We start from the raw sequence: 19,132 nt of genomic DNA on the forward strand, positions 1-19,132 counted from the left end.
GTAGAGCTTATCAACCCAGTAGCGATGGACGAAGGTTTACGCTTCGCGATTCGTGAAGGTGGTCGTACAGTTGGTGCTGGTGTTGTATCTAAAATCATCGACTAATTAGTCAGATTTTAGTGCTCATTGAGCCTATAAAGAAAGGTCGCTATATGCGGCCTTTTTTGTTTTCAGTAGGAGCAACTTCACGGGTTTATTCGTGATGAAGAAATACGTTAGTAAAGTAGTCTCAATGGACTATTTTTAGTGATTTTTGCAAGCAGGTCTGGTGCGCAGCTGAAAGTCGTGCATTTAGTACTGGTGCTGTATCTACAATCATTACCTGGTTAGTCAGATTTTGGTGGATAGTAGAACTGAAGAAAAGAGTGCTTCGGCGCTCTTTTTTGTTTTGTGCTACTGAGTAGATTTAACGAAGATTACTGTTCAGTAGGTATTTTTGTATCGCTGATTCTTAGTTCGAAAAATGCTTAATTCATCTCCATTTCATGACAAATATCTAGGCGAAATTTTCTATTAGATTGTATTTATTAGTTTTATTTCTAACTAAATTGATGGCATTAAAATGAAAAACACCAATAAAAATACTAAATATGCGTAATATTTGTTAAATTGAGCTCATGTTCAGCACTTGAAATGGCAATGTTTACCCAAAACCTAAGCGTTAGTTACTCGTAATGCAAGTAAAAGGCTTAACCTATTGAGGAGTATAAGTCGTATTTTACGGATAATGGTATGCTTTCCACATAGGCTTGGTGGTCTATTACAACTAAAGGGAGTTCGATGTGTTTTTTATTGACCAAATAATACTGTTGACTGCTGTTTTGATTTTACTCGGTATTATTTCGAGTCAATTATCGGCTCGATTGGGGCTTCCTGTGCTGGTGCTCTTTCTCATTGTTGGTATGCTGGCAGGTGAAGATGGCCCCGGAGGGATCTTTTTCGATAACGCGGAAGCGGCTCATTCATTAGGTACATTAGCATTAGCACTGATCTTATTTGATGGTGGCTTACAAACTCCAGTCAAGGCTATAAAGCAAGTTTGGAAACCCGCATCTGCGCTAGCAACGTTAGGGGTATTAATTACCGGAGCGCTCACTGGCGTTGCGGCCGCCTACATTTTAGAAATACCGATATTACAAGGTTTATTGTTAGGGGCTATTGTTGGTTCAACAGATGCTGCTGCTGTATTTGCTTTGCTACGAAATGCGGGTATTCACTTAAATAAAAAGCTAAAAGCCACTTTAGAAATCGAAAGTGCTTCAAATGATCCTATGGCGATATTTCTGACTGTTGGGTTACTAGAAATTCTAGTTAATGAAATGAAACCTGGCACTGGATTACTCATTATGTTTTTATCACAAATGGGCTTGGGTGCTGCTGTTGGGTTAGCCGTTGGTTGGATGTCAGTACGACTGATTAATAAAATTCAGTTAGCAGCCGCAGGGTTATACCCTGTACTGGTCTCTGCTTGCGGTTTATTGTCATTTGGTATTACCGCTAATATTGGTGGTAGTGGCTTTTTAGCCGTATTTATAACGGGTGTCGTGATCGGCAATAGTCGATTTGTTTTTCAACGCAGTACTTTTCTATTTCATGATGGTTTAGCCTGGTTGAGCCAAATAACCATGTTCGTGGTATTAGGGCTATTGATCACACCTACATCACTATTTGATGTTTGGCTTGAAGGACTAATGATAGCTTTTGTGTTAATTTTTATTGCAAGACCTATTGCTGTTATGCCGGTTTTAGCTGTGTTTGGTTTTAATTTGCGCGAAATGACTTTAGTTTCATGGATAGGCTTGCGTGGCTCTGTACCAATAATATTGGCGATATTTCCGCTGATTTTTGGTTTACCAGGTGCTGATCTTATTTTCAATGTAGTCTTTTTTGTTGTGTTGATATCAGCAACGCTACAGGGCTCTAGCTTAGCTTGGATGGCAAGGAAACTGAAGCTAACGCTACCTCCGCCAGTAACACCTGCAGCAACATTAGAAATTACTGCGTTAGGCGATGTAGATGCCGATATTGTGGAATACACTTTAGGTAAAACATCTCGTGCAGTTGGTTGGCGTTTATCGCAATTAGCATTACCTGAAAGTACTGTTGTCGCGATGATTTCACGAGATGGAAATGTAATTGCACCTCGAGGTTCAACCTTACTTCAGGCTGAAGATCAGCTATTTATTATCCTTAAACCGCATACTAGAATATTTGTTGACTGTGTGTTTTCAGGGAAAACCTATGGCGAAAAAAATGAATTATCTACTCAAGAGCTTAGGGTAAAAGGTAATACTAAAATCACAGATATAGCACGCTCATACAATATTGATATAGTTGGTGCTGCGCAAGATACGTTAGAGCAAGTAATAAGGTCGACACTTAATACTTTACCTAATATTGATGCTGTTGTTGAACTAGGCGACGTGAAGTTGTATGTGCGTGATATGGTAGCGCAGCGTATCATCACGGTCGGTGTCTTAGTGACAGGAGATAAACTCAAGGCGCTAAATTAATATTTTACCTCTGGTTTAAAGTGTATTTTGCATGAATAGGCATAGTGGTTTGCTGGCTACGTTGTTAATAGTTTAACCACATTAAGCTTCTTAAAGGTCTGTTAATGTGGTTATTTATATAAGCATTGTTCAATATTTTAGAGTTGTCTGATTTAGCCAACTCAGTTGCTAAAGATTATCTTGTAAATTTCCCTTGAGTAAAATCTTTTGCTCAGTATAATAGCGCTTCACTTCTGAGTATCTCTTAATTTTCCCAAACAACTAAGAATCACTCGGCAAGTGTAAGTACAATTTACAGGGGTATAGTTCCAATTGGTAGAACAGCGGTCTCCAAAACCGACGGTTGGGAGTTCGAATCTCTCTACCCCTGCCATTTTTAGTAAAGTGCTTATAAGTTAATTGTAGGGGCTTTAGATTTTAACCTCGATAATATTGGGGTTGTTTTGTCTTAGTTTAGACACGTAATTACAGGTAGTAGATATGAATGCAAATACTGAAACTGAGCCAAGTGGTTCATTAGATTTCTTAAAGTGGAGCGTAATTGTTTTACTTTTAGCTGGCGCTGTTGTCGGTAATTACATGTTCGCTGAGCAATCAATTCTTGTTCGCGCTTTAGCAGTAATTGCTGCTATTATTGTTGCAGGACTTGTTGCTATGCAAACAGTTAAAGGGCGTACTGCTGTTGCATTTGCAAAAGAATCACGTACTGAAGTTCGTAAAGTGGTTTGGCCGACACGTCAAGAAGCGGTGCAAACAACCGGTATCGTTTTAGTCGCAACATTAATTATGTCTTTACTACTATGGGGCTTAGATTCAGTTCTGTTTTGGGTAGTGGGATTGATCACCGGTTTAAAAGTAGGTTAAAGGTAATATCATGACTGAAGAAATAGTAAATACAGAGACGCCTGAAGAGACAAACAAATCACATTTACGTTGGTATGTTGTCCAAGCATTTTCAGGTTATGAAGGTCGCGTACAAAAAACTTTAGCTGAACATATTGAAATTCATAACTTACAAGATAAGTTTGGTCAGATCTTAGTACCAACTGAAGAAGTTATTGAAATGCGTGCAGGTCAAAAGCGTAAAAGTGCACGCAAATTTTTTCCTGGCTATGTGTTAGTACAGATGGCGATGGATGAAGAAGCATGGCATTTAGTAAAAAGCGTGCCACGTGTATTGGGCTTCATTGGTGGTACTAGTGATCGTCCAGCACCAATAACACAAAAGGAAGCTGACCGAATTTTACAGCGCCTTGAAGAAACAGATAAGCCTAAGCCTAAGACATTATTTGAACCAGGTGAAGTGGTACGTGTTATTGACGGTCCATTTGCTGACTTTAATGGTGTGGTCGAAGAGCTTGATTACGAGAAAAACCGTATCAAAGTATCGGTACTTATTTTTGGTCGTTCTACGCCAGTTGATTTAGAGTTTGGCCAAGTTGAAAAAGGCTAAAACTTAAGATAGCAATAAAAACCAGAGTCTATACTCTGGTTTTTTTATGGCTAAATTTTACTATTGGTAAACGGAAATCTGACTCAACACCCTTAGACTAATACTGTCGAGATAGTTCAGACACAGCGGTTAACTTCATACTTTCTGCTATATGCTTGGTGGTTACGTTCTTTTTTTGAACAAATTAAGCATCTTATCTTGCACTAGCGCCTTTGAATAATATATAATCCGCTGCCGATTTTATCTGATAAAGGTATAATCGATTTTCGTTAACGGGGAGCTGATTATAATTATTAGCGTTTGAACCCAAACTATAGGTATTAAAACCATGGCTAAAAAAGTCACAGCTTTAATCAAGCTACAAGTTGCTGCTGGCGCAGCAAACCCGTCACCGCCAGTTGGTCCTGCACTAGGTCAACACGGTGTGAACATCATGGAATTCTGTAAAGCGTTTAACGCAAAAACAGATTCTTTAGAAAAAGGCGCTCCGGTTCCAGTAGTTATTACTGTATATGCTGATCGTTCTTTCACGTTCGAAACAAAAACTCCACCTGCTGCTTATTTATTATTAAAAGCTGCTGGTATCAAGAGTGGTTCAGGTCGTCCTAACACTGAAAAAGTTGGTACTGTTACTACAGCACAACTTGAAGAAATCGTTAAGACAAAAGAATCAGATCTTACTGCTGGTTCAATGGAAGCTGCAGTGCGTACCATTGCGGGCTCTGCTCGTTCAATGGGTTTAGTGGTAGAGGACTAATCAATGGCTAAATTATCAAAACGCGCTCGTCTTATCCGTGAAAAAGTAGACGTATTAAAAGAATATGACATCAATGAAGCACTTTCTTTATTAAAAGAATTAGCTACGGCTAACTTCCGTGAAAGTGTAGATGTTGCTGTAAATCTTGGCATCGATGCTCGTAAATCTGACCAAAACGTACGTGGCGCAACTGTGCTACCAAACGGTACTGGTCGTGATGTACGTGTTGCTGTATTTACACAAGGTGCAAACGCAGACAAAGCGAAAGAAGCTGGTGCTGACATCGTAGGTATGGAAGATTTAGCAGAGCAAGTTAAAGCCGGTAACATGGACTTTGACGTTGTAATTGCTACTCCAGACGCTATGCGTGTTGTTGGTCAACTAGGTCAAATCTTAGGCCCACGTGGTTTAATGCCTAACCCTAAAGTTGGCACAGTAACTCCTGATGTTGTTACTGCTGTAAATAACGCTAAAGCGGGTCAAATTCGCTACCGCAATGACAAAAACGGTATCATCCATACTACAATTGGTAAGGCTGATTTCGAAGATGCTAAATTGCAGGAAAACCTTGAGTCATTATTGGAAGCGCTTAAAAAAGCAAAACCAGCTAATGCTAAAGGCCAGTACATTAAGAAAGTTTCTGTTTCAACTACTATGGGTGCCGGCGTTGTCGTCAACCAAGCTAGCTTGACACTATAATTTTCTGTGAAGTGTCGATAATCGATGCTTTACAAGGGTGAAATTGTAGACTATAATTTCGCCCCTTAAATTTTGGTAGGTGTTGTCTGTATATTCGCATTAAATTGCGTCAGGCAGCCCCGTCAAAGACCGTAGGAGCTGAAACGATTCTTCGTTGCAAGCTTAATTTTTCCTACGTAGATGGTGATTACCCAGTATTTCCTAATTCTGGTCCTCGCCGTAACGGCCTAAGCAGATAATAATTTGCCTAGGGATAGTAAATACCGGTTTTTTATCGCCGGTGAACCAGGAGTAAAGCCAATGGCTATCAATCTTGATGACAAAAAAGCAATTGTTGCTGAAGTTCAAGAAGCTGCCAATGGCGCTCAATCAGCTGTAGTCGCGGATTCACGCGGTGTTTCAGTTGAAGCAATTACTGTATTACGTAAGCAAGCTCGTGAAAATGGTGTATGGATGAAAGTTATCCGTAACACATTAGCACGTCGTGCATTACAAGGTACTAGCTTTGAATGTGTTACTGACACATTAGTTGGTCCATCATTAATTGCATTTTCAAACGAGCATCCAGGTGCAGCAGCACGCTTATTCACAGACTTCGCTAAAACTAACGAAGCTTTTGAATTAAAAGCAGCAGCATTTGAAGGTAATGCAGTAGACGTAAACATGTTAGCTAAGCTACCTACTTACGACGAAGCAATTGCACGTTTAATGAGCGCTATGAAAGAAGCATCTGCAGGCAAACTTGTCCGCACTATTGCTGCAGTACGCGATCAGAAAGAGCAAGAAGCTGCTTAATAATTGTTTACCTCTTAATAATAAGAGCACAATTCGCACTTTTTGTATTTATAGTTATTTATAACAGTCAGAAAGGCTGTTACTTAAAACAGGAAATTTAAAATGTCTATTTCTAAAGACGATATCCTAAACGCAGTTGCTGAAATGTCAGTAATGGACGTTGTTGAACTAATTGAAGCAATGGAAGAAAAATTCGGCGTATCTGCTGCTGCTGCTGTTGCTGTTGCTGGCGATGCCGGTGCTGCTGCTGAAGAGCAAACTGAATTCGACGTAATCTTAACTGGTTTCGGTGAGAAGAAAGTTGCAGTAATCAAAGCGGTTCGTGGCGCTACAGGTCTTGGCTTAAAAGAAGCTAAAGACTTAGTTGAATCAGCTCCTAAAGCACTTAAAGAAGGTGTTGAAAAAGCTGAAGCTGAAGAACTTAAGAAAGCTCTTGAAGAAGCAGGTGCTTCTGTTGAGATCAAATAGTCTGTTATTAAACAGATTATTTGCCTGAAAAGGCAATGGCTGGTGATTTAAACGTCACCGGCCTTTTTGCGCTAAAGAAAGTGGTTTTTTTTTAAACCAAAACAGTGCATTATTTGATGCTTGATGTAGAAAGCATCACTGCAATATCCTGTCCTGATACCAATTGGATTAGATAATTGTTAATTACTTTTGTGTAATTTACACCATTATTTAAATCCAATTGGTATTTTAAGGCAGATTCGGCCATAACCAGCAAGCTGAGGAACCCCATGGTTTACTCTTACTCTGAAAAGAAACGTATTCGTAAGGACTTTGGTAAAAGTGTACAGGTAATGGATTATCCATTCTTGTTATCAATCCAACTCGAATCTTTCCGTAAGTTTATTGATATTGATCCAACAGGTGAAACAGGCCTAGAGGCTGCGTTTCATTCTATTTTTCCAATTAAAGCTTATTCTGGTAGCTCAGAATTACAATATGTTAGCTACCGTTTGGGCGAGCCACTATTTGATGTTAAAGAATGTCAAATTCGTGGTGTAACCTATTCTGCGCCGTTACGCGTTAAATTGCGTTTAGTTGTTTATGATAAAGAAGCAGCAGCAGGCACAGTAAAAGATATCAAAGAACAAGAAGTATACATGGGTGAAATACCATTAATGACTGACAATGGTACATTTGTCATCAATGGTACTGAGCGTGTTATTGTTTCTCAATTACATCGTTCTCCTGGTGTGTTTTTCGATCATGATAAAGGCAAAACACACTCTTCGGGTAAAGTGTTATATAACGCTCGTGTTATTCCTTACCGTGGTTCTTGGTTGGATTTCGAATTTGATCCTAAAGATAATTTATTCGTCCGTATTGACCGTCGTCGTAAATTACCTGCATCGATCATTTTACGTGCCTTGGAATACTCTACAGAAGAAATTCTAGATATTTTCTACGATACGACTAATTTCGAGATTAAAGGCGATAAGTTAGTAATGGATTTAATTCCAGAGCGCTTACGTGGTGAAACAGCAACTTTCGACATTAAATTACCAAATGGTGATGTACTTGTTGAGCAAGGTCGTCGTATTACTGCTCGTCATATTCGTTCTCTTTCAAAAGAGAAAATGACTACTTTAGATGTTCCTGCGGAATATATCGTTGGTAAAGTGCTTTCTAAAGCCTATATCGATGAATCTACAGGTGAAGTCATTGCAGAAGCGAATGCTGAAATTACCTTAGAAATGCTAGCTGAATTAAGCCAAGCAGGTCATAAAGTACTTTCTACTCTATATATGAACGAATTTGATGTTGGTTCTTATATGTCGGACACTTTACGCGTAGATAACTCGACTAACCGCCTAGAAGCATTAGTTGAAATCTATCGTATGATGCGTCCTGGTGAGCCACCAACAAAAGACGCTGCAGATACATTATTTAATAATTTATTTTTTGCACTAGAGCGTTATGACTTATCAACAGTAGGTCGCATGAAGTTCAACCGTCGTGTCGGTAACGCTGATGATGTCGGTACTGGTGTTTTAACTAAAGAAGATATCATTTCAGTTATGAAAACCTTGATCGACATTCGTGACGGTAAAGGTGAAGTGGATGATATTGACCATTTAGGTAACCGTCGTATCCGTAGTGTTGGTGAAATGGCTGAAAACCAATTCCGTGTTGGTTTAGTTCGTGTTGAACGTGCTGTTCGTGAACGTTTAAGTCTTGGTGATTTAGATGCGATCATGCCACAAGATTTAATTAATGCTAAGCCGATTTCTGCTGCCGTTAAAGAATTCTTCGGTTCATCACAATTGTCACAATTTATGGATCAAAACAACCCGTTATCAGAAGTAACGCATAAGCGTCGTATTTCTGCTTTAGGGCCAGGTGGTTTGACTCGTGAGCGTGCAGGTTTTGAAGTACGTGATGTTCATCCAACGCATTATGGTCGTGTATGTCCGATTGAAACCCCTGAGGGACCAAACATTGGTTTGATCAACTCACTTTCATGTTACGCACGTACTAATGATTATGGTTTCTTAGAAACACCATACCGTAAAATTGTTGATGGCTATATCACAGACGAAATCGATTACCTTTCTGCAATTGAAGAAGGTAACTTTGTCATCGCACAGACAACGGCTGAAGTTGATGCCGATCGTAAATTAGTTGATGGCCTGGTAGCTTGTCGTCATAAAAACGAATTTACCTTAATGTCTGCTGACCAAGTTCAGTATATGGATGTTTCTCCACAACAAATCGTATCAGTAGCGGCGTCATTGATTCCGTTCCTAGAACACGATGATGCTAACCGTGCCTTAATGGGCTCGAACATGCAACGTCAAGCGGTTCCAACATTAATTGTGGATAAGCCACTTGTTGGTACCGGTATGGAGAAAATTGTAGCGGTTGACTCTGGTGTAACAGTTGTAGCAAAACGTGGCGGTGTTATCGATTACGTTGATGCATCACGTATTGTTGTAAAAGTTAATGAAAATGAAATGGTAGCTGGTGAAGCTGGTATTGATATTTACAACTTAACTAAATACACCCGCTCAAACCAAAACACTTGTATTAACCAGCGTCCATTGTGTCGTATGGCTGAGCCAGTGGTTCGTGGTGATGTGTTAGCTGATGGTCCTTCAACCGATATGGGTGAATTGGCACTTGGTCAAAACATGCGTATTGCTTTCATGCCTTGGAATGGTTACAACTTTGAGGATTCAATGTTGTTATCTGAGCGTGTTGCTACTGAAGATCGTTTTACCACGATTCATATTCAAGAGTTAACCTGTATTGCTCGTGATACTAAGCTTGGTAGTGAAGAAATTACTGCTGATATTCCAAATGTTGGTGAATCTGCACTCTCTAAATTAGATGAAGCAGGTGTTGTTTACATTGGTGCTGAAGTTAATGGTGGCGACATCTTGGTGGGTAAAGTTACTCCTAAAGGTGAAACGCAATTAACGCCAGAAGAAAAACTTTTACGTGCCATCTTTGGTGAAAAAGCGGCTGATGTTAAAGACAGCTCTTTACGCGTACCTAACTCTGTTTCAGGTACTATCATCGATGTACAAATCTTCACACGTGACGGTGTAGAAAAAGATGCTCGTGCTGTTGAAATCGAAGAAATGCAACTTAAACAAGTTAAGAAAGACTTGGGTGACGAGTTCAGCATTTTAGAAGATGGTATTTACGCACGTGCTAAAAAATTATTGTTAGCATCAGGTTTAAATGAGTCTGATCTTAATAGCATGTCACGTGATAAGTGGTTAGTTCAAAACTTAGCTGATGAAGGTCAACAGTCAGAGCTTGAGCAAATTGCTGAGCAATACGACAATATTAAAGCTGACTTTGATAAGAAGTATGAAGTTAAGCGTCGTAAGATCACGCAAGGTGATGATTTAGCACCAGGCGTATTAAAAATCGTTAAAGTATACTTAGCGGTTAAACGTCGCATTCAGCCAGGTGATAAAATGGCTGGTCGTCATGGTAACAAAGGTGTTATTTCAAACGTAGTACCTGTTGAAGATATGCCATACGATGAGCACGGTGTACCCGTTGATGTTGTGCTTAACCCATTGGGTGTACCTTCACGTATGAACATCGGTCAGATCCTAGAAACCCATTTAGGTATGGCTGCACGTGGTATTGGTGAAAAAATTAACCGCATGTTGGAAGCTCAACAAGAAATTCAGAAATTACGTGAATTCTTGAAAGAAGTTTACAACTTAGGCGAATCTCGTCAAAACGTAGATATTGATTCATTCTCTGATGATGAAATTATGCGTCTAGCGGGTAACCTACGAGCAGGTCTTCCGATTGCTACACCAGTATTTGATGGTGCAAGCGAGAAAGAAATTAAAGAGTTATTTAAACTTGCTGATATGCCTGAAAGTGGCCAGTTCACTCTTACTGATGGCCGTACAGGTCGTGAATTTGAGCGTCCGGTAACTGTTGGTTACATGTATATGTTGAAACTGAATCACTTGGTTGATGACAAAATGCATGCGCGTTCTACAGGCTCTTACAGTCTTGTAACGCAACAACCATTAGGTGGTAAAGCACAGTTTGGTGGTCAGCGTTTCGGTGAGATGGAAGTGTGGGCACTAGAAGCATACGGTGCTGCTTATACCTTGCAAGAAATGTTAACGGTTAAATCTGATGATGTTAACGGTCGTACTAAGATGTACAAAAACTTAGTTGACGGTGATCACAGAATGGAACCGGGTATCCCTGAATCATTCAATGTATTGTTGAAAGAAATTCGTTCGTTGGGTATCAACATCGAATTAGATCAGGACTAGGCTACCTTAAGCTACATTGCTGACATTGAGCTAGCGCTGAAAGTCAGTACAGGGAGAGAGCAGGAAACTGTTCTCTCCGGTATTTAACTCCGACAGGAGATAGAGTGTGAAAGATTTACTTAAGTTTCTTAAGCAACAAAATCAAACAGAAGAGTTCGATGGTATTCGCATCGGACTAGCTTCGCCTGACATGATTCGTTCATGGTCATTTGGTGAAGTAAAGAAACCTGAGACGATTAACTATCGTACTTTTAAGCCAGAACGAGATGGCTTGTTCTGTGCGCGTATTTTTGGTCCAGTTAAAGACTATGAATGTCTTTGTGGCAAATATAAACGTCTGAAGCATCGTGGTGTTATTTGTGAAAAATGTGGCGTTGAAGTTACATTAACAAAAGTTCGTCGTGATCGTATGGGTCATATCGAATTAGCAAGCCCAGTTGCTCACATTTGGTTTTTAAAATCATTACCATCGCGTATCGGTCTATTACTAGACATGACATTACGTGATATTGAGCGCGTGCTTTACTTTGAATCTTATGTTGTTACCGAGCCAGGTATGACAACATTAGAGAAAAGCCAGATCCTAACGGAAGAAGAATATCTTGACGCGTTAGAAGAGCACGGCGATGAGTTTGACGCCCTAATGGGTGCGGAAGCGGTACTTGCGTTATTGCAACAAATCGATCTTGACGGTGAAGTAGCGCAAATGCGTGAAGAATTACCAGAGATTGGTAGCGAAACTAAACGCAAGAAAATCACTAAACGTTTAAAATTAATGGAAGCATTCGCAGCTTCAGGTAACAAACCTGAGTGGATGATCATGAACGTTTTACCAATTTTACCACCGGACTTACGTCCATTGGTACCATTGGATGGTGGCCGTTTTGCAACGTCTGATTTAAATGACTTATACCGTCGTGTAATCAACCGTAACAATCGTCTAAAACGTCTTCTAGATCTAGTAGCACCAGATATTATCGTACGTAACGAAAAACGTATGTTGCAAGAATCTGTTGATGCATTATTAGATAATGGTCGTCGTGGTCGCGCAATTACTGGTTCTAACAAACGTCCTCTTAAATCTCTTGCCGATATGATTAAAGGTAAGCAAGGTCGCTTCCGTCAGAACTTATTGGGTAAACGTGTTGATTATTCTGGTCGTTCAGTAATCACCGTTGGTCCAACGCTACGCTTACACCAGTGTGGTTTACCTAAGAAAATGGCACTTGAGCTATTCAAGCCATTTATCTACGGTAAATTAGAAGCACGTGGTTTAGCTACAACGATTAAAGCAGCTAAGAAATTAGTTGAACGTGAAGGCGCTGAAGTTTGGGATGTATTAGACGAAGTTATTCGTGAACATCCGGTTATGCTTAACCGTGCACCAACTCTTCATAGATTGGGTATCCAAGCGTTTGAACCTGTATTAATTGAAGGTAAAGCGATTCATTTGCATCCATTGGTTTGTGCGGCATATAACGCCGATTTCGATGGTGACCAAATGGCGGTACACGTACCGTTGACAATCGAAGCACAAATGGAAGCGCGTACGTTGATGATGTCAACGAACAACGTTCTTTCACCAGCTAACGGTGACCCAATCATCGTACCATCGCAAGATGTTGTTTTAGGTTTATATTACCTAACACGTGATCGCGTAAATGGTTTAGGTGAAGGCATGGTATTTACCGATACGAAAGAAGCCGAAAAAGCTTATCGTACGGGTGTTGCTGAACTTCATGCTCGCGTTAAAATTCGTATTACCGAACATGTTCGTAATAGTGAAGGTGTATTTGAACCTAAAACTACCTTACGTGATACCACAGTTGGCCGTGCAATTTTATGGCAAGTTTGTCCAGACGGTATGCCTTATGATCTTATTGATCAGCCGTTGGGCAAGAAGCCTATTTCAAAACTGATTAACCATGCGTACCGTAATTTAGGTCTAAAAGATACTGTTATCTTTGCTGACCACATTATGTACACAGGTTTCCATTATGCGATGATCGCAGGTGCTTCAGTTGGTATCGACGATATGGTTATTCCGGAAGCGAAATACACTATTATCGAAGATTCAGAAGAAGAAGTTAAAGAAATTCAAACCCAGTTCGAGCAAGGTCTTGTAACACAGGGTGAGAAGTACAACAAAGTTATTGATATTTGGTCATCTGCCAACGAAAAAATCTCGAAAGCGATGATGGACAACTTATCGAAAGAAACTGTTATTAACCGTGACGGTGAGCCAGAAGAGCAAGACTCTTTCAACTCAATCTATATGATGGCCGATTCAGGTGCACGTGGTAGTGCTGCACAGATTCGTCAGTTAGCCGGTATGCGTGGTTTGATGGCTAAGCCAGATGGTTCAATCATCGAAACACCAATCACCGCTAACTTCCGTGAAGGTTTGAACGTATTACAATACTTCATCTCAACACATGGTGCGCGTAAAGGTTTGGCTGATACGGCATTGAAAACGGCTAACTCGGGTTACTTGACCCGTCGATTAGTTGATGTAGCACAAGATTTAGTCGTTACTGAACATGATTGTGGTACACATGATGGCTTGTTAATGACACCATTAATTGAAGGTGGTGATGTTGTTGAACCACTTCGTGAGCGTGTTCTTGGTCGTGTAGTCGCAGAAGATGTTGTTAAACCAGGTACTGATGAAGTATTACTTCCACGTAATACATTAATTGACGAAGCTTTATGTGATTTCATTGAAGAAAATTCAATTGATCAAATGAAAGTGCGTTCAATCATTACTTGTAAAACTGACTTTGGTATTTGTGCTCATTGTTACGGCCGTGACTTGGCTCGTGGTCATATGATCAACCAAGGTGAAGCGATTGGTGTTGTGGCAGCACAATCAATTGGTGAACCTGGTACACAGCTGACCATGCGTACGTTCCACATCGGTGGTGCTGCATCTCGTGCATCAGCTGAAAACAGCGTACAAGTTAAAAACACAGGTACACTGAAATTACAAAATGCTAAGTTTGTAACTAACTCTGAAGATCACTTAGTGATTACATCACGTTCATCTGAACTGACGGTAATTGATGAGTTAGGTCGTGAGAAAGAACGCTATAAAGTGCCTTATGGTACCATTCTTAGTAAGAAAGATGGCGAAGTTATCAACGCAGGCGATATCATTGCTAACTGGGATCCACATACGCATCCAATTATCACTGAAGTAGGTGGTAAGGTTCAATTCGTTGAATTGATTGATGGTGTTACTATGGTTCGCCAAACTGATGAACTTACCGGTCTATCAAGTATCGTTGTAACTGAAGCAGGTCAACGTAACTCTGCGGGTAAAGAAATGCGCCCTATGGTTAAATTGGTTGATGCTAAAGGCAATGACGTAATGATCGCGGGTACAGAAATTCCAGCACAATACTTCTTACCAGGTAACGCAATTGTTAACTTGGAAGATGGTGCGGAAGTTGGTGTTGGTGATGCGTTAGCACGTATTCCACAAGCTTCATCGAAAACTCGTGATATTACCGGTGGTTTACCACGTGTAGCTGATTTATTTGAAGCGCGTAAGCCTAAACTACCAGCTATATTAGCTGAGAAAACAGGTATTATCGGTTTCGGTAAAGAAACGAAAGGTAAAGTACGTTTATTAATTACTCAACCGAGTGGTGAAGTATACGAAGAGATGATTCCTAAAATGCGTCAATTGAACGTGTTTGAAGGTGAATCTGTACTTAAAGGTGAAGTAATCGCCGATGGTCCAGAGTCTCCACATGATATCTTACGTTTACGTGGCGTAGCACCAGTTGCTAATTACATTGTTAACGAAGTACAAGAAGTATACCGTTTACAAGGTGTTAAAATTAACGATAAGCACATCGAAGTTATCGTGCGTCAAATGATCCGCAAGTGTGAGATCTTAGATGCAGGTGATAGTAACTTCCTGAAAGGTGAAATCGTTGAAGTTGCACGTGTAAACATCTCAAATCGTGAGTTAGAAGCTGCAGGTAAGCAACCAGCTGAATATGAAATGCAAATGATGGGTATCACTAAAGCATCTTTAGCAACTGAATCATTCATTTCAGCGGCATCTTTCCAAGAAACAACGCGTGTACTTACTGAGGCAGCGGTAGCTGGTAAGAAAGACACACTTCGTGGCTTGAAAGAAAACGTTATTGTTGGACGCTTAATCCCAGCCGGTACTGGTTATTCTTACCATCAAGAACGTGCGCGTGCTAAAAACGCTGTTCCTGTTGAAGAAGTAACTGTATCAGCTGATGAAGCAGCGCAAGCATTAACTGACGCTTTAAATGCAGATTTAAGCTCTACGAGTGAATAGTAAAGCTAAATCGGTTAAAAGCAGATGATTAGCCTGTCTAATGCGAGTAAAGCTTGACAGGTTAAAGCTTGACCTATAGAATTCCGCGACCCTATATTCCGTACCATTGTGTATTGAATCTAGAGTCGCGGATTTTCACGTTTATAAGGGTGTAAATTTCCCCATTGATTGGAATTTACACAAATTTAACTAATCGGGAGCTATTTAATGGCAACTATTAACCAATTAGTACGTAAACCACGTGTAAGACAAGTAACAAAAAGTAACGTTCCAGCGTTACAAGCTTGTCCTCAACGTCGTGGCGTATGTACTCGTGTGTATACAACTACACCAAAAAAACCTAACTCAGCACTACGTAAAGTTGCTCGTGTTCGTTTAACTAACGGCTTCGAAGTAACTTCATACATCGGTGGTGAAGGTCACAACTTACAAGAGCATAGCGTTATTTTGATTCGCGGTGGTCGTGTTAAAGATTTACCAGGTGTGCGTTACCACACCGTTCGTGGTGCACTAGATTGTTCAGGTGTAAGCGACAGAAGACAAGGCCGTTCTAAATACGGTGCTAAACGACCTAAATCTTAAGTTTCCCTTTCTTAGCTTATGAAATGAATGAGCTAAAGAATAGAAACGTTAAGTAAGGCCAAATAACATATTACATTTTGGGTTTATCCTGAATATAACGGAGAATTAAGATGCCAAGAAGACGCGTCGTAGGGCAACGAAAAATATTGCCAGATCCTAAGTTCCATAACGAACTTTTAGCAAAATTCATCAACATCCTTATGGTTGATGGTAAAAAATCTACTGCAGAAAAAATTGTTTACGGTGCATTAGACATTTTGACTGAAAAGAACTCTGAAAAAACTCACCTTGAGTTATTCGAAACAGCACTTGATAACATCCGCCCACAAGTGGAAGTTAAATCACGTCGTGTTGGTGGTTCTACATACCAAGTTCCAGTTGAAGTACGTCCAGTGCGTCGTAATGCACTAGCCATGCGTTGGTTAGTTGAAGCAGCTCGTAAACGTGGTGAAAAATCAATGGCTCAGCGCCTAGCTAACGAAATGTTAGATGCGTCTGACAGCAAAGGTTCAGCGGTTAAGAAACGTGAAGACGTTCACCGTATGGCTGAAGCTAACAAAGCATTCGCTCACTACCGTTGGTAGAAGCTATCAACTAGCAGTCATTGTTAGTTTGGTAGTTGAGAGTGTTATGCCGTGGTTATCATCTAGTATCAAAATGGATACTGAATGATAGCCACAACTGTTTTATAATCTGAGAAAAATCTCAGAAAGAGGATGTAATTGTGGCACGTATAACCCCTATTGAGCGTTACCGAAATATTGGTATCTGTGCTCATGTCGATGCCGGTAAAACGACAACAACAGAAAGGGTACTTTTCTATACTGGTCTTTCTCATAAGATCGGTGAAGTTCATGATGGCGCAGCTACCATGGACTGGATGGAGCAAGAGCAAGAGCGAGGTATTACTATTACCTCTGCGGCTACAACTTGTTTCTGGAAAGGGATGGAAGCACAATTTGAAGACCACCGCATTAATATCATCGATACCCCTGGTCACGTAGATTTTACTATCGAAGTAGAAAGATCTCTGCGTGTATTAGATGGTGCGGTATTAGTATTATGTGCATCTTCAGGAGTTCAGCCACAAACAGAAACTGTTTGGCGTCAAATGGAGAAATATTCCGTTCCTCGTTTAGTATTTGTCAATAAGATGGATCGAACGGGAGCCGATTTCTTATCCGTTGTTGAACAACTCAATTCTCGCTTAGAAGCTAATGCAGTGCCAATTAACTTACCTATTGGTGCGGAAGAAAACTTTGCCGGTGTTATCGACTTAGTTAAGATGAAAGCCATTAACTGGAATGAAAATGACCAGGGCATGACCTTCACTTATGAAGATATTCCTGCAGATATGCAAGAACAAGCCGATGAATGGCATGAAAAACTTGTTTCTGAAGCAGCTGAAGCCTCTGAAGAATTAATGGATAAATACCTTGAAGAAGGTGATTTATCCGAAGCAGAAATTAAATCTGCACTACGAACACGTACGCTAAACAATGAAATTGTCCTTTGTTCTTGTGGCTCTGCTTTCAAAAATAAAGGCGTACAAGCAGTACTTGATGCAGTCATTGAATTTTTACCTTCGCCAATAGATGTAAAGGCGATTACAGGTATTAATAATGACAAAAACGAAACTGAAGGCTGTCGTGAAGCTGATGATAAAGCACCATTTGCTGCTTTAGCATTTAAAATTGCGACTGACCCATTTGTCGGTACGTTAACATTCTTTCGTGTCTATTCAGGTGTAGTAAAAACTGGTGACAGTATATACAATCCTGTTAAAGGCAAAAAAGAGCGTTTAGGTCGTATTGTTCAAATGCATGCAAATGACCGTCAGGAAATTAAAGAAGTACGTGCTGGTGATATAGCTGCGGCTATTGGTCTTAAAGATGTCACTACAGGTGATACTTTATGTGATGCGAATCATGTGATCACACTTGAGCGTATGGTTTTTCCTGAACCAGTTATTTCTGTAGCAGTTGAGCCAAAGACTGTCGCTGCCCAAGAAAAAATGGGTATTGCGCTAGGAAAGTTGGCCGCAGAAGACCCATCATTTAGAGTAGTCTCTGATGAAGAAACGGGTCAAACCATCATTTCTGGTATGGGGGAATTGCACCTCGATATTTTAGTTGAACGTATGAAGCGCGAATTTAGCGTTGAATGTAATGTTGGTAATCCACAAGTGGCTTATCGCGAAACTATTCGTTCATCTGTAGAAGTGGAAGGTAAATTTGTTCGTCAATCAGGTGGTCGTGGTCAATTCGGTCATGTTTGGTTGAGAATGGAACCTTTGCCTGAAGGCGGAGGATTCGAGTTTGTCGATGAAACAACTGGCGGTTGTGTTCCAAAAGAATATATACCAGCAGTCGAAAAAGGTTGTCGTGAGCAAATGGACAGTGGTGTTTTAGCGGGTTATCCGTTATTGGACATTAAAGTTACGCTTTATGATGGCTCTTTTCATGATGTCGATTCAAACGAAATGGCGTTTAAGGTCGCTGCATCAATGGGCTTCAGACAAGGTGCGCTAAATGCGTCACCAGTAATTCTTGAGCCGATGATGAAAGTTGAAGTTATCACGCCAGAAGCAAACATGGGTGATGTCGTGGGCGATTTAAATCGTCGTCGCGGTATGATCGATGGCATGGACGAAGGTCCAGCTGGTTCTAAGGTAGTGAATGCAACTGTACCACTATCGGAAATGTTTGGTTATGCTACGGCTCTGCGTAGTGCAACACAAGGTCGTGCATCATACTCGATGGAGTTTCAGCAGTATAGCGAAGCACCTAAAGCTGTTGCCGACAAAATAATTGAATCTTAGTAAGGCACTCACTTATAGTTAGTGAAAGTCTGGCTCGGTCTAATTGGCTGCGCTTTTAATAAACTTTAAGGTAATTGAAAAATGGCTAAAGAAAAATTTGAACGTAATAAACCGCACGTTAACGTTGGTACTATCGGTCACGTCGATCACGGTAAAACAACTTTAACAGCTGCTATCTCTGCTGTACTTACAAAAGTTCACGGTGGTGAAGTTAAAGATTTCGCACAAATCGATAATGCTCCAGAAGAGCGTGAGCGTGGTATTACTATTAATACTTCTCACATCGAGTACGATACAGAAACACGTCACTACGCACACGTAGATTGCCCAGGCCATGCTGATTACATCAAAAACATGATCACAGGTGCAGCACAAATGGATGGTGCTATCTTAGTAGTTGCTGCTACAGATGGTCCAATGCCACA

Annotated in this window: 14 protein-coding genes and 1 tRNA gene; all 15 read left to right on the forward strand. The window is 40.4% G+C overall.

Annotated elements, in window-relative coordinates; all coding sequences use genetic code 11:
- A partial coding sequence (locus B0169_RS18885; RefSeq protein WP_202971843.1) for an EF-Tu C-terminal domain-related protein occupies nt 1-105 on the forward strand: 105 nt, incomplete at its 5' end.
- Nucleotides 106-782: 677 nt separating this feature from the next.
- Complete coding sequence (locus tag B0169_RS18890; protein ID WP_077288463.1) at nt 783-2,513, forward strand: potassium/proton antiporter; 1,731 nt, start codon at nt 783-785, stop codon at nt 2,511-2,513.
- 296 nt (nt 2,514-2,809) lie between these two features.
- A tRNA-Trp gene (locus B0169_RS18895) sits at nt 2,810-2,886 on the forward strand.
- 107 nt (nt 2,887-2,993) lie between these two features.
- Nucleotides 2,994-3,377: a preprotein translocase subunit SecE gene (gene secE / locus B0169_RS18900; protein ID WP_077288464.1), complete on the forward strand. Its 384-nt coding sequence runs from the start codon at nt 2,994-2,996 to the stop codon at nt 3,375-3,377.
- A gap of 10 nt (nt 3,378-3,387) precedes the next feature.
- Complete coding sequence (gene nusG / locus B0169_RS18905; RefSeq protein WP_077288465.1) at nt 3,388-3,966, forward strand: transcription termination/antitermination protein NusG; 579 nt, start codon at nt 3,388-3,390, stop codon at nt 3,964-3,966.
- A gap of 328 nt (nt 3,967-4,294) precedes the next feature.
- The gene (gene rplK / locus B0169_RS18910) at nt 4,295-4,723 is read left to right on the forward strand and encodes a 50S ribosomal protein L11 (protein ID WP_077288466.1); all 429 of its coding nucleotides are present in this window, start codon (nt 4,295-4,297) and stop codon (nt 4,721-4,723) included.
- Nucleotides 4,724-4,726: 3 nt separating this feature from the next.
- A complete protein-coding gene (rplA, locus tag B0169_RS18915; RefSeq protein ID WP_077288467.1) occupies nt 4,727-5,422 on the forward strand; it encodes a 50S ribosomal protein L1 in 696 nt (231 codons plus the stop codon).
- A 300-nt stretch (nt 5,423-5,722) separates the two neighbouring features.
- Entirely contained in the window at nt 5,723-6,217 is a 495-nt protein-coding gene (gene rplJ / locus B0169_RS18920; RefSeq protein WP_077288468.1) for a 50S ribosomal protein L10, read from the forward strand.
- 102 nt (nt 6,218-6,319) lie between these two features.
- Nucleotides 6,320-6,685 carry a 50S ribosomal protein L7/L12 gene (rplL, locus tag B0169_RS18925; protein ID WP_077288469.1) on the forward strand — a complete coding sequence of 122 codons (366 nt, stop codon included), beginning with the start codon at nt 6,320-6,322 and terminating at the stop codon, nt 6,683-6,685.
- Between the two features lie 269 nt (nt 6,686-6,954).
- On the forward strand, nt 6,955-10,983 hold the full coding sequence (gene rpoB, locus B0169_RS18930; protein ID WP_077288470.1) for a DNA-directed RNA polymerase subunit beta: 4,029 nt from the start codon (nt 6,955-6,957) through the stop codon (nt 10,981-10,983).
- 106 nt (nt 10,984-11,089) lie between these two features.
- A complete protein-coding gene (rpoC, locus tag B0169_RS18935) occupies nt 11,090-15,304 on the forward strand; it encodes a DNA-directed RNA polymerase subunit beta' (RefSeq protein WP_077288471.1) in 4,215 nt (1,404 codons plus the stop codon).
- A 207-nt stretch (nt 15,305-15,511) separates the two neighbouring features.
- Nucleotides 15,512-15,886: a 30S ribosomal protein S12 gene (rpsL, locus tag B0169_RS18940; RefSeq protein ID WP_011045492.1), complete on the forward strand. Its 375-nt coding sequence runs from the start codon at nt 15,512-15,514 to the stop codon at nt 15,884-15,886.
- A 110-nt stretch (nt 15,887-15,996) separates the two neighbouring features.
- On the forward strand, nt 15,997-16,470 hold the full coding sequence (gene rpsG / locus B0169_RS18945) for a 30S ribosomal protein S7 (protein ID WP_077288472.1): 474 nt from the start codon (nt 15,997-15,999) through the stop codon (nt 16,468-16,470).
- A gap of 140 nt (nt 16,471-16,610) precedes the next feature.
- On the forward strand, nt 16,611-18,707 hold the full coding sequence (gene fusA / locus B0169_RS18950; protein ID WP_077288473.1) for an elongation factor G: 2,097 nt from the start codon (nt 16,611-16,613) through the stop codon (nt 18,705-18,707).
- A gap of 81 nt (nt 18,708-18,788) precedes the next feature.
- Nucleotides 18,789-19,132: GTP-binding protein (locus B0169_RS18955; protein ID WP_235838646.1), on the forward strand; the 344-nt coding region annotated here is incomplete at its 3' end.

Origin of the sequence: Cognaticolwellia aestuarii (assembly GCF_002000025.1) — a bacterium.
GTDB lineage: Bacteria > Pseudomonadota > Gammaproteobacteria > Enterobacterales > Alteromonadaceae > Cognaticolwellia > Cognaticolwellia aestuarii.